This window comes from Anaerostipes rhamnosivorans, assembly GCF_005280655.1.
Classification (GTDB): Bacteria; Bacillota; Clostridia; order Lachnospirales; family Lachnospiraceae; genus Anaerostipes; species Anaerostipes rhamnosivorans.
In genome coordinates this window covers 1-12,500 of record NZ_CP040058.1, presented here as the reverse complement: position 1 = coordinate 12,500, position 12,500 = coordinate 1, and the positions used below count along the sequence as shown (strand labels likewise).

Here is a 12,500-nt window from a genome sequence, read left to right as displayed (position 1 = left end):
CATCATTCCTTTGGGCTGGTTGAAGTCAATTTCTCTTGTGTCCACTCCGACATATTTGAATACCTCAAACAATGCCTTACCAAAATGTCCGAAGGTTACGGCTCCATGATGAGGGAAATTTTTCTCTATGAGCACATGGCGGTAGAACCGGCCCATTTCTGGTATGGCAAAAACTCCGATGCCTCCAAAGGACCTGGTCTTGACCGGCAGTACCTCTCCCTGGGCAACATACGCCCTCAATTTTGCGTCCGCTGTGCTCTGTAAACGATAAAATGTAATATCTCCAGGTATAATATCCCCTTCCAAGGTTCCCTGTGTTGACTCCTCCGGCAAGGTTCTTGTCATGATCAGCTGGTTTTTCATTTCACAGGAAGACAATTTTCCTGAGGCAGTATTACCGCAGTGGAATCCCATAAATACATCTCTGTGGCTGTAGTTATATTTGTTTTCGATTTCAGATACATACATATCATCCGGAACTGTATTATTTATATCCAGAAGTGTCACAGTATCTCCACTGACTGCCGTACCGATATACTCACTTAGAGCGCCATAGATATCTACCTCACAAGAAACCGGAATCCCTCTCGCAGTAAGGCGGCTGTTTACATAACACGGCACAAAACCAAACTGCGTCTGAAATGCAGGCCAGCACTTCCCTGCTATGGCAACGTAATCCCTGGAACCTTTATGCTTCTTAACCCAATCTAGCAGAGTAAGCTCATACTGAGCCAGTTTCGGAAGAATTTGAGGCTTATTATTGCCTCCGGAGAGTTCTCTCTCCATATCTTTTACAACATCGGGAATTCTTTCATCATCTTCATGGGCCTTAAAGGACTCAAATAAATCCAATTCAGAGTTTTCTTCTATTTCTACACCTAAGTTATACAGTTGTTTGATCGGTGCGTTGCAGGCGAGAAAATCCTGGGGTCTCGGACCGAAAGAAATAATTTTAAGATTCCGCAAACCTATCACGGCTCTGGCAACCGGCACAAACTCGTGGATCATGTCCGCCACTTCCCCTGCAGTGCCAACAGGATATTCCGGAATGTAAACCTGTACGTTTCTAAGCTTTAAATTATAACTTGCGTTGAGCATTCCGCAGTAAGCGTCTCCCCGGTCATCTGTAAGCTTCTCCATAGTCTCCTCTGCTGCCGCCGCAAACATCACAGGACCGTTGAATTCCTTTGCAAGCAGAGTCTCCGCCGTCTCAGGACCAAAGTTGCCCAGATAGACAACCAGAGCATTGCATCCTGCTTCCTCAAGTTCCTCCAAGGCCTTTCTCATATGTACTTCATTCTCAATGCACGTATTACATTCGTAGATCTCCCCATATTGCTCACGATAAGCTTTAGCTGCAAGCTTTCTTCTGTTCTCTGAAAGAGACATAGGAAAACAGTCTCTGCTCACGGCAGCAATCCCCAGCTTGACTTTTGGTATATTGTCCATAACATTCCCTCCATAACATAGATCAAAACAACAGTGGTATCACTTCTTATTTTACCACTGATCTGATATAAGGACCATAAAACAGTATATCTAAATGAATAAATTTAGATATACACAGACATTTCTATTTTTCTAAAGATTATCCACATAGGGAATGAGAACAAAATGGAAAAGTCCGTTCCAACTCTCAAAATCATTCAATCGTAAGCATCATACCTAGAGAGCTTTTTTATTTCATAAGAACAATTTTCGTATGAAATAAAAAGGCTGATTTCTGTTCAATTACAAAAATCAGCCTTTTTATAATACTATCCAAATCTTGCTTTAAACTGCTTCCGTCTCACCTTTCAGTCCATAAAATGCCCCCGGTATCTCTGATTCTTTATGAGCGATCAGCCATTTATTTCTGGCATAAAGAATCTTATCCTTTTCAGTCTGCACTTTATTCCTGAACGGTTCACTTGTATGTTTCGGTGCAATGCAGATCATCTTAAATCCGTAACCATTAATGTTGCAGGGGGTACAGTGTAGGACACCACAGTTTAATTCCACAGCTGTTCCCTTCGGCACAAAAAATGCCTCCATCTTGGATGTGTGATATTCACTGTTAGGCCCAATGTCCTCGCTGAGTCCAAAATACATAACACAATCTGTTACAGCAATATGTATGACCTTTGATCGGTGGTATTCCACTCCGTGGATTCTGTGGTTATGCCCGTTTAAATATCCGATCTGTATCGGGAGTTCATGGAAAAGTTCACACTGGATCTTATGGCATATAGGAAGCTCTTCCATTTCCTTTACTGTCAGCTGCTCTTCAAAATACTTTACCGGAGGTACATTGTCCATATATTGAAACAACTCAGTAAAATCTGTATTCTCTATGACATGACCATATTTCTTAAATTCAGGTTCAAAAATATACCTTAACATTCTATCGTCTCCTTTTTATCTCTAAAAGATTTAGATATCAGAAAATCTATCTTTATCATTCTACATAATTCTACCAAAAATGCTATAAAGATTTCTTTTCAAATTCTTTAAGTTTTTATGAACTTCTGGTATATTCTTGCCATTTAATGAAAAATTATTCCAGATAATTTACTTTATAGTCTGTCACTGCCGTCTCATACAAATTATTACCGAGACTATCAATAACTACAATAACCGGCAGATTCTCCACTCTAAGCTTCCTGACGGCTTCAGTGCCAAGGTCTTTATAAGCTACCACCTGAGCCTCTTTGATACATTTTGAGAGCAGTGCTCCTGCTCCTCCCACAGCCGCAAAATAGACAGCTCCGTTTTCCTTCATCGAATCGATCACAGCCTGGGATCTCTTTCCTTTTCCGATCATACCTTTTAAACCCAGCGAGAGCATCAAAGGAGTATACTTATCCATTCTGCTGCTTGTAGTAGGTCCGGCCGAACCGATCACCTGGCCTTCCCTTGCCGGTGTGGGGCCCAGATAATAAACGAACTGATCTTTCAGATCCACCGGAAGTTCTCTGCCCTCTGAGACAGTCTCGTACATCCTCTTATGTGCAGCATCTCTTGCTGTATAGATCGTCCCAGTCAGATAAACATAATCACCTGCCCGCAGTTCCTTCAGTTCTCCGGCAGAAGCCGGAACTGTTACATACTTATCCATCTTTCCATCTCTCCTTATAAAACCCGGTGCACATGGCGGTTGACGTGACAGCAGATATTGACGGCCAGTGGCATGCCTGCAATGTGGGTTGGATAGGTCTCAATATTGACACCCAGGGCAGTGGTGCTGCCTCCAAGACCTCCAGGCCCGATGCCCAGCTGGTTGATCTCCTCCAGCAGCTCCTCCTCCAATATCCGGATATGCTCTTTTTCTGACCTCTGGTCCAGATTTCTCGTCAAAGCTTTCTTGGCCAGATACGCTGCCTTCTCAAAGCTTCCTCCCAGACCCACTCCCACGACCATAGGAGGACATGCATTTGGTCCCGCATCCCTCACTGCTTCCAGAACAGAGTTTTTTACCCCTTCTGCGCCGTCTGCCGGCTTCAGCATAAAGACCCGGCTCATGTTTTCGCTTCCAAATCCCTTAGGGGCCACCAATATTTCAAGTTTATCCCCGGAAACGATATCGATATGCACAATCGCCGGTGTATTATCTTTTGTATTTTCCCTGATCAAAGGATCTTTTACAACTGATTTTCTTAAATATCCCTCTTCGTATCCCTGGCGGACACCCTCATTGACTGCATCGTGGAGATCCATTCCCTCAATGTGAAGATCCTGCCCGATATTCAAAAACACCACTGCCATCCCGGTATCCTGGCAGATAGGGATCTGCTCTTCTCCGGCGATCTTCATATTTTCTCTGAGCTGGCAAAGAATTTGTTTTCCAAGAGGAGTCTTCTCTGTCCCGGCTGCATGCTCCAGCCGGCATTTCATATCATCGGACAGAGAAAGGTTTGCCTCAATGCACATCTCCTTGATGTTTTGGATAATTTCATCTGTATGAACCGTTCTCATAGTTTCCTCCAAAATCATTTTCATCCGTTATTCTGCTGTGAAACACGAAGTCAGAGCACAGGCGAAATAAGCCATGCTCTGACCGTCGGTTTTTATTTACTCTTCTTCCGGATCTTCTGTTTCTTCTTCTACTTCCTCATCCCGGACTTTTGCCATACTTGCAACAATCACATTGTCATCTAAATTCATAAGCTTTACACCGGAGGTATTTCGTCCAAGCATGGAGATACCCTCCACTCCCATACGGATCACAACACCTTCCGTGGTGATCATCAGAACTTCATTTTCTTCATCCACAGCCTTGACTCCGACCACATCTCCTGTCTTGTCTGTGATCTTGTAACAGCGGATACCTTTTCCTCCTCTGTGCTGAGGCGTAAACTCCGTCATCATCGTACGTTTACCCATACCCTTTTCTGACACAAACAGCAGTGCTTCTCCCTGGGAGCTCAGCTGCATGCCGATGACTTCATCATCTCCGTCCAGATTGATACCGCGCACACCCATAGCAGTACGTCCGATGGATCTTGCATCGGTCTCATGGAATCTGATACACTGTCCGTTTTTGGTCACAAGGAACACATCCTGGTCATTATCCGTAAACTTCACTTCGATCAGTTCATCGTTTTCTTTTAAGGTAATGGCCAGAAGCCCTGTCTTTCTTATGTTGGCGTATTCCATGATCGGAGATTTCTTAACCACTCCGCTCTTCGTAGCCATAAATAGATAATGGTCTTCTTTGTATTCATTGATGGGGATCACTGCCGTGATCTTTTCCTCCGGCTGCAGCTGAATCAGATTCACGATGGCTGTTCCCCTTGCCGTCCGGCTGCTCTCCGGTATCTCATAAGCCTTAAGCCGGTATACTCTTCCCATATTCGTAAAGAACATGATGTAGTGGTGGGACGTAGTCATAAACAGCTCCTCAATGTAATCTTCATCGATGGTCTGCATTCCTTTGATCCCTTTTCCGCCTCTGTTCTGGCTCTTAAAAGTATCCACGGTCATCCTCTTGATGTATCCCAGCTTGGTCATGGTGATGATGGTATTTTCTTTCGGGATCAGATCCTCCATAGAAATATCATTGACATCAAAACCAATGGAGGTTCTTCTCTCATCGCCATATTTATCACGGATCAGGATCAATTCATCTTTGATAACACCAAGAAGAATTCTCTCATCCGCAAGGATCGCTTTCAATTCTGTGATCCTTTCCATCAGCTCATTGTATTCTTTTTCAAGCTTGGCACGCTCCAAACCATTCAGAGCACGCAGCCTCATATCTACGATAGCCTGAGCCTGCGGATCGGTCAGGGCAAATCGTTCCATCAACTGCACTTTGGCCTCAGAAATATTGGCCGCCGCCCTGATGATCTTGATGACCTCATCGATATTATCCTGTGCGATGAGCAGACCTTCCAGGATATGAGCCCGTTCTTCGGCTTTGTTCAACTCATATTTGGTCCTTCTGGTCACAACATCCTTCTGGTGCTCCAGATAATAATTGAGCATTTCAAACAGATTCAGTATCTTTGGTTCGTTGTCAACTAAAGCCAGCATAATGACTCCGAATGTATCCTGAAGCTGGGTATGTTTAAACAGACGGTTTAAGACAACATTTGCATTGGCATCCCTTCTGAGTTCAATACAGATCCTCATACCGGTTCTGTCAGATTCATCCCTGATCTCTGTAATTCCGTCTACTTTTTTCTCTTTCACAAGCTCTGCTATCTTCTGGATCAGCCTTGCCTTATTGACCATATACGGAAGCTCCGTCACAACGATTCTCTGCTTTCCGTTTGCCATCGGTTCAATATCCGTCACGGCGCGCACTTTAATCTTGCCACGGCCTGTGCGGTACGCCTGGCTGATGCCTGCTTTTCCTAAAATCGTGGCTCCTGTCGGAAAGTCCGGTCCCTTTACGATCTCCAGCAGTTCTTCCATATCTGTCACATGGTCATTCTCCACCTGATCGTCAATGATCTTCACCACTGCATTGATAACTTCCCTCAAGTTATGGGGAGGTATATTGGTAGCCATACCAACTGCGATACCCTGGGTTCCGTTTACGAGCAGATTCGGAAATCTTGATGGCAGAACCTGTGGTTCTTTTTCCGTCTCATCAAAGTTCGGGATAAAGTTGACCGTATCTTTTCCGATGTCCGCCAGCAGTTCCATAGAGATCTTGCTGAGCCTTGCCTCTGTATAACGCATGGCCGCAGCACCGTCACCGTCCACAGAACCAAAGTTTCCGTGTCCGTCTACCAGAGGATAACGGGTGGACCATTCCTGAGCCATATTTACCAAAGCTCCATAAATAGAGCTGTCTCCATGTGGATGATATTTACCCATGGCATCCCCGACGATACGTGCGCATTTACGGTGCGGTTTGTCCGGTCCATTGTTCAGCTCGATCATTGCATAAAGGATTCTTCTCTGAACTGGCTTCAGCCCGTCCCTTACATCCGGAAGGGCCCTCGCTGCGATAACGCTCATGGCATAATCGATGTAGGAATTCTCCATTGTCTGCTTCAGATCAACGTCATGAACTTTATCAAAGATTGTATTTTCGTCCATATATTATATTCCTTCCTATACGTCCAGGTTATGGACATATTTTGCATTGGCTTCAATAAACTCCCGCCTTGGTTCTACCTGGTCACCCATCAGTGTGGTGAAGGTTAGATCTATCTCTGAAGCGGAATCCTCATCGATGGTCACTCTAAGCAACACTCTCTTATCAGGATCCATGGTGGTATCCCAGAGCTGTTCAGCATCCATCTCACCCAGACCTTTATAGCGCTGGATCTTATTATTGTTGTCCCTGCCAATTTCATTGACAATATTATTTAATTCCTGGTCACTATAAGCATACCAGAACTTTTTATTCCGTTCCACCCGGTAAAGTGGGGGCTGCGCCATATACACATACCCTTCTTTGATCAAGTCCGGCATAAAGCGATAGAAAAATGTAAGGAGCAGCGTGGCAATGTGGGCGCCGTCCACATCGGCATCGGTCATAATGATGATCTTATGGTATCTAAGTTTCTCAATGTCAAAATCATCATGAATCCCCGTCCCGAACGCTGTGATCATTGCCTGAATCTCTTTATTCATGAGGATTTTATCCAATCTGGATTTCTCCACGTTCAGGATTTTACCCCTCAGTGGCAGAATTGCCTGAGTCGCGCGGGATCTGGCTGTCTTTGCAGACCCTCCAGCGGAATCTCCCTCGACAATATATATTTCGCAATTTTCCGGGTTCTTGTCAGAACAGTCCGCCAGTTTCCCAGGCAGGCTGAATCCGTCCAGGGCCGTTTTTCTTCTGGTCAAATCCCTGGCTTTTCTCGCAGCATCCCTGGCTCTCTGGGCCAGAACTGCTTTTTCACAGATGACCTTCGCAATAGAAGGGTTTTGTTCCAGAAAATAGGTAAGCTGTTCATTGACAATGCTGTTTACAGCCCCTCTTGCTTCACTATTTCCAAGCTTCTGCTTTGTCTGTCCCTCAAACTGGGGCTCTCCGAGTTTGATGCTGATAACAGAGGTAAGCCCCTCTCTGATGTCTTCCCCAGAGAGATTACTCTCGTTCTCCTTCAGCAGCTTATTTTTTCGTGCATAGTCATTGAAAGTAGAAGTAAGTGCATTTTTAAACCCGGACAGATGAGTTCCTCCCTCGGGCGTTATAATATTATTTACAAAGCTTAGAGAATTCTCGTTATAAGAATCATTATGCTGCATGGCAACTTCTACATAAACCCCGTCTTTTTCTCCTTCGCAGTAGATCACCTGATCATACAGCGGTTCTTTTCCTTTGTTCAGGTAAGTGACGAACTCTTTGATCCCGCCCTCGTAGTGAAAAACTTCCTGTACTGTCTCTTCCTGACGTTCGTCCGTCAGAATGATCCTCAGATTTTTGGTCAGAAATGCTGTTTCACGGAGACGCTGCCTCAGTGTTTTATAGTCAAATTCTGTTTCCTCAAAGATTGTATCGTCAGGAAGGAAACTGACCACGGTACCGTTTTGCTCAGTTTCTCCCACAACCTTCAGCGGATAGCAGACTTTTCCCTTCTCGTACCGCTGGTTATATATTTTTCCGTCTGTGTGGACGTTGACTTCCAGCCAGTTGGAAAGGGCATTCACTACGGATGATCCTACACCGTGCAGCCCACCGGACACTTTGTATCCTCCGCCGCCGAACTTTCCTCCTGCATGAAGAATTGTAAATACGACTTCCACACTGGAGACACCCTTTTTCTTGTTGATGCCTACTGGGATCCCCCTTCCGTTGTCACGGACTGTGACGGAATTATCCTTGTTCAGTGTCACATAAATCGTATCACAGTATCCTGCCAGTGATTCATCGACCGCATTGTCCACAATTTCATATACCAAATGGTGAAGCCCTTTGGCGGATGTACTTCCAATGTACATTCCCGGCCTTTTCCGTACAGCTTCCAATCCCTCCAAGATCTGAATCTGATCCGCACCATATTCTCCTTTTTTCTCAGTGCCCATACGTTCCTCCTAATTTTCTCTGACAATTTTACCTGATTTGACCTGAAACATTTTGTCAATTTGTAAATGACTGTTTATAAATTCTTCCAGACCCGTACATGTAATCAGTGTCTGAATGTCCTTAATACTGTCCAAAAGATAATTCTTCCGGCTGCTGTCCAGTTCTGACAGCACATCGTCCAAAAGCAGGATCGGTGTCTCCCCGGTCTGTCTTTTTACAAGCTCAATCTGAGCAAGTTTCAATGATAAGGCGGCAGTCCGCTGCTGGCCCTGAGAACCAAACCTGCGGATATCAATCCCGTTCACAAGAAATTCAATATCATCTCGGTGGGGGCCTGCTCCTGTAGAAGCATACTTAAGGTCAATCTCCCTCTTTTTTTGCAAAACAGTCAGAAACTCATCATAGTTCACACTATAATCATATTTTAAATCAATCTTTTCCTTTTTTCCGGTAAGGTTTTTGTGGATCTCCCGGATGATCCTGTTGAGATCATCTATAAATTTCTGACGGTACCGGATCACCTCAGATCCATATCGAACCAGCTGCAGATCCCAACTGTCTAATGTATCCAAAAGATCTCTCTGAAAAGCCAGCTGCCTGAGCAGATTATTCCTCTGTGTCATAACTTTGTTATAGCTGGAGAGCTGGTGAAGATACATTTTCTCCAGCTGCGAAAGCTCAATATCTAAAAACTTCCTCCGCTCAGAGGGACCATTCTTGATGATACTAAGATCCTCCGGCGAAAAAAATATGACAGGAACAAAACCTAAGAGATCACTGGATCTCTTGATCGGGATCTGGTCAATAGCCGCTCCCTTTGTCTTGCTCTTTTTTAAATGCATGTCAATCTGATGCCCTATATCCTGCTTCACAAGATGAATCCGTATATGGGACTCATTTTCTCCGAAACGGATGATCTCACGGTCTTTGCTTCCTCTATGCGATTTGGTCGTAGCTCCAAGATATACTGCCTCCAGGATATTCGTCTTTCCCTGTGCATTATCCCCGTATAAGATATTGGTCCCTTTTGAAAACTCAATGATCAGACGGTCATAATTCCGATAATTTTTTAGCTCTAAAGACTGAATATACATAAGGCACCCAACTATTTCACAATTTTTACGGACTGTCCGTCATATTCAATGACTTCTCCGCCGTACAACTTTTTCCCACGTCTTGTATCAACTTCTCCATTGACACAGACAAGTCCGTCCTGAATGACGATTTTGGCTTCCACGCCAGAACCCACAAGCCCCGCAGCCTTTAGTGCCTGGCCGAGTTTGATGTAATCTTCGCTTAATTTGATCTGCTCCATTAAAATTTCCTTTCTAGTGGTTGAAATTTACAGGAAGTATTAAATAAATATAGGATTCAGAACTGTCTTTGATAAAACAAGGTGCTTTCGGATTGACAAGATAGATGTTGATCTCCTCATCATCGATGACACGAAGCACATCCATCAAAAATTTCGGGTTGAATCCAATCAGAATATCCCTTCCCTCTTTCTGGATCAAAATATTTTCCTCCATGGAACCAAAGAAAGATGAAATATTTAATTCCAGGGAATTGTCTGTGATGTTGATGACGATCGGTTTTTTATCTGATTCCCTGATCAACAGGCTGGCACGGTCAATACAGTCCAAAAATTCTTTTTTATTGATGGTGATCTTTGTCTCGTAATCGCTGGACAGCATCTGGCTTATCTTATAGTATTCCCCTTCTAAAAGTCTTGAAACAACTCTTGTTTGATCAAATTCAAATAAGATATGCTTATTAGTCACATAAATTATAACATCTTTTTCTGCATCGCCGGAAATAATTTTTGTAATTTCCTGTAATGTCTTTCCTGGAACGACAACTTTAAAGGAGTCAAAACTCTCTTTTAGTTCTATATTCCTGATAGAAATTCTATGGCCGTCAAGGGACACAACATTTAGTTTGTTGTCTTCAACCTCAAAAAGTTCACCTGTCATTAGTTTATTGTTTTCATTGTCGGATATGGAAAATATTGTCTGTCTGATTACTTCCTTTAGTGTAAACTGCGACAATGTGATACTTTTTTCCTTTTCAATCTCAGGAAGATATGGGAATTCAGACCCTTCTTGTCCAACAATATGGAAACATGCCTTTTCACAAGTGATGGTTGCCTTGTAATCAGAATCTGTCTCAATGGTCACATCATTATCAGGTAGTTTTCTGACAATCTCAAAAAACAGTTTGGCATCCAGTGCTATTTTCCCCTGTTCTAAAATATTACCTTCAATATTGGTTTCAATGCCTAATTCCATATCGTTGGCAGTTAATGTGATGGTACCTGCGCTTGCCTCAATAAGGATACATTCAAGAATGGGCAGTGTTGTTTTGTTTGAAACAGCTTTGGATACAATGCTGACACCGGAAACAAGGTCGGTTCTATTACAAACGATTTTCATATTGTGTATAACTCCTTTCAGGTTCAAAAATACTTAAATATATGTTTAAAATCCGCAGTATTAGCCGTAGGGGCTGTGGATTTGTGAATAACCCTAAAAAATGGCTTAATTTAAGGCTGAATTAAGGTTCATAACATGTTAAGAAGCCACGGATAAAGCATTCATAACTTTGAGGTTATCAACAAGCCGAAAATTAAGGTTTAAATTATCAACAGTTAAGGCACAGGTTATCCACAGAAGTATGTGAACAAGCCTTAAGAAGGGTTCATTTTTTTAATGATTATGTCAAGAGTCGTGGATAGAGTGTTGTCTTTTTGTAAATCCTTCTCTATCTTCTCTGAACCATGGATGACCGTTGAATGATCCCTCTTGCCAAGGAATTCTCCGATCTTAACAAAAGAAGTATCGGTCAGCTTCTTGCAAAGGTACATGCAGATCTGTCGCGGATACGCGATATCATGGCTTCTCTTTTTCGATAAAATATCGGCAGGCTGGATATTAAAATGCTCAGCTACCGTGGTTATGATCAGATCTGGTGTAATTTTGACAACAGTATCATTGTCTACAAGGTCTTTTAGGGCAATTTTAGCCAGATCAAGGTCAATCGGCCGTTTTTCAAGCTTGGAGTATACCCGGATCTTGTTTAGTGCCCCTTCAAGTTCTCGAATATTGGATTTAATGTTGGATGCTATGTAGTCAAATATGGCGTCATCTATATAGATGTGATCCAGTTCAGCGCGTTTTCTCAAAATTGCGATTCTAGTCTCATAATCAGGAGGCTGAATATCAGCGGTCAGTCCGCAGCCAAAACGGGTACGCAAACGTTCCTCCAATGTCTCGATCTCTTTCGGAGGCTTATCGGAGGATATGATAATCTGGCTTTTTGAATTATAAAGGGCATTAAATGTGTGGAAAAACTCCTGCTGGGTGCTGTCCTTACCTATTATAAACTGAATATCATCGATCAGGAGAACGTCGATGGTCCGGTACTTGTTCCGGAGCTCCTCCTGTTTGTTGTGATGGATGGCGTTGATGACTTCGTTGGTAAAATCCTCACTGGTCACGTAAAGAACCTTGAGTTTACTGTTATTTTCCATGATATAATGGGCGATGGAGTGCATCAAGTGAGTCTTGCCGAGTCCGGCGCCTCCATACAAAAACAGTGGGTTGTATGCTTCCGCCGGAGCTTCCGCCACAGCAATGCAGGCAGCATGGGCCATCTGGTTATTGGTTCCAACGACGAAGCTGTCAAATGTATATCGAGGATTTAGGTTATTGGAGTCCTGAAGCTGGGTATCTGTCCGGGAGGCCGGAGATTTTTTCTTTTCAGCTTCTTCCAGAACAAAAGATATCTCGTATTTTTTACCTGTTATATCCTGAATGGCCAGAGAAATATAAAAGTCATACATCTTACTTTCAATAAAATGTATGCCTCTGGCATCGAAATTACTGTTCAATGACAAAACAATCTGATCGTCTTTCACTTCTTTGATGTTGAGCGGTTTTATCCAGGCGTTGATAGCGGCACTCGAAATATCATGTTCCTGCTCGAGTTTTAACAGAACATCGTCCCAGATCGCTTCGATTTCTTTCTTCAT

General features: G+C 43.3%; 10 protein-coding genes (1 of these 10 running past the window's edge). All 10 read right to left on the bottom strand.

The window, feature by feature from the left end; all coding sequences use genetic code 11:
- Positions 1-1,449, bottom strand: partial view of an L-fucose/L-arabinose isomerase family protein gene (locus AR1Y2_RS00050; RefSeq protein ID WP_137327133.1) — the 5' portion only. 27 nt of this gene lie to the left of the window's left edge; 1,449 of the gene's 1,476 nt are visible here — the first part of the coding sequence; it begins with the start codon at positions 1,447-1,449; its stop codon lies beyond the left edge, outside the window.
- Between the two features lie 324 nt (positions 1,450-1,773).
- A complete protein-coding gene (locus tag AR1Y2_RS00045; RefSeq protein WP_137327132.1) occupies positions 1,774-2,382 on the bottom strand; it encodes a DUF4867 family protein in 609 nt (202 codons plus the stop codon).
- 154 nt (positions 2,383-2,536) lie between these two features.
- The gene (locus AR1Y2_RS00040) at positions 2,537-3,097 is read right to left on the bottom strand and encodes a Fe-S-containing hydro-lyase (RefSeq protein WP_137327131.1); all 561 of its coding nucleotides are present in this window, start codon (positions 3,095-3,097) and stop codon (positions 2,537-2,539) included.
- Positions 3,098-3,111: 14 nt separating this feature from the next.
- Complete coding sequence (locus AR1Y2_RS00035; RefSeq protein ID WP_137327130.1) at positions 3,112-3,954, bottom strand: fumarate hydratase; 843 nt, start codon at positions 3,952-3,954, stop codon at positions 3,112-3,114.
- A gap of 96 nt (positions 3,955-4,050) precedes the next feature.
- On the bottom strand, positions 4,051-6,531 hold the full coding sequence (gene gyrA, locus AR1Y2_RS00030) for a DNA gyrase subunit A (RefSeq protein ID WP_137327129.1): 2,481 nt from the start codon (positions 6,529-6,531) through the stop codon (positions 4,051-4,053).
- 15 nt (positions 6,532-6,546) lie between these two features.
- Positions 6,547-8,469, bottom strand: a complete 1,923-nt coding sequence (gene gyrB / locus AR1Y2_RS00025; protein WP_137327128.1) for a DNA topoisomerase (ATP-hydrolyzing) subunit B — start codon at positions 8,467-8,469, stop codon at positions 6,547-6,549.
- 9 nt (positions 8,470-8,478) lie between these two features.
- Positions 8,479-9,564 (bottom strand): DNA replication/repair protein RecF, encoded by a 1,086-nt coding sequence (recF, locus tag AR1Y2_RS00020; protein ID WP_137327127.1) that lies wholly within the window; start codon positions 9,562-9,564, stop codon positions 8,479-8,481.
- Positions 9,565-9,575: 11 nt separating this feature from the next.
- Positions 9,576-9,785, bottom strand: coding sequence for an RNA-binding S4 domain-containing protein (locus AR1Y2_RS00015; protein WP_137327126.1), 210 nt, complete (start codon positions 9,783-9,785; stop codon positions 9,576-9,578).
- 13 nt (positions 9,786-9,798) lie between these two features.
- Positions 9,799-10,902 (bottom strand): DNA polymerase III subunit beta, encoded by a 1,104-nt coding sequence (gene dnaN / locus AR1Y2_RS00010; protein ID WP_137327125.1) that lies wholly within the window; start codon positions 10,900-10,902, stop codon positions 9,799-9,801.
- A gap of 254 nt (positions 10,903-11,156) precedes the next feature.
- On the bottom strand, positions 11,157-12,500 hold the full coding sequence (gene dnaA / locus AR1Y2_RS00005) for a chromosomal replication initiator protein DnaA (protein WP_137327124.1): 1,344 nt from the start codon (positions 12,498-12,500) through the stop codon (positions 11,157-11,159).

Coding starts and splice junctions, on each gene's coding strand:
- gyrB (WP_137327128.1), bottom strand. CDS start 8,469: ATGGGCACTGAGAAAAAAGGAGAATATGGTGCGGATCAGATTCAGATC.
- dnaA (WP_137327124.1), bottom strand. CDS start 12,500: ATGAAGAAAGAAATCGAAGCGATCTGGGACGATGTTCTGTTAAAACTC.
- dnaN (WP_137327125.1), bottom strand. CDS start 10,902: ATGAAAATCGTTTGTAATAGAACCGACCTTGTTTCCGGTGTCAGCATT.
- AR1Y2_RS00035 (WP_137327130.1), bottom strand. CDS start 3,954: ATGAGAACGGTTCATACAGATGAAATTATCCAAAACATCAAGGAGATG.
- recF (WP_137327127.1), bottom strand. CDS start 9,564: ATGTATATTCAGTCTTTAGAGCTAAAAAATTATCGGAATTATGACCGT.
- gyrA (WP_137327129.1), bottom strand. CDS start 6,531: ATGGACGAAAATACAATCTTTGATAAAGTTCATGACGTTGATCTGAAG.
- AR1Y2_RS00045 (WP_137327132.1), bottom strand. CDS start 2,382: ATGTTAAGGTATATTTTTGAACCTGAATTTAAGAAATATGGTCATGTC.
- AR1Y2_RS00040 (WP_137327131.1), bottom strand. CDS start 3,097: ATGGATAAGTATGTAACAGTTCCGGCTTCTGCCGGAGAACTGAAGGAA.
- AR1Y2_RS00015 (WP_137327126.1), bottom strand. CDS start 9,785: ATGGAGCAGATCAAATTAAGCGAAGATTACATCAAACTCGGCCAGGCA.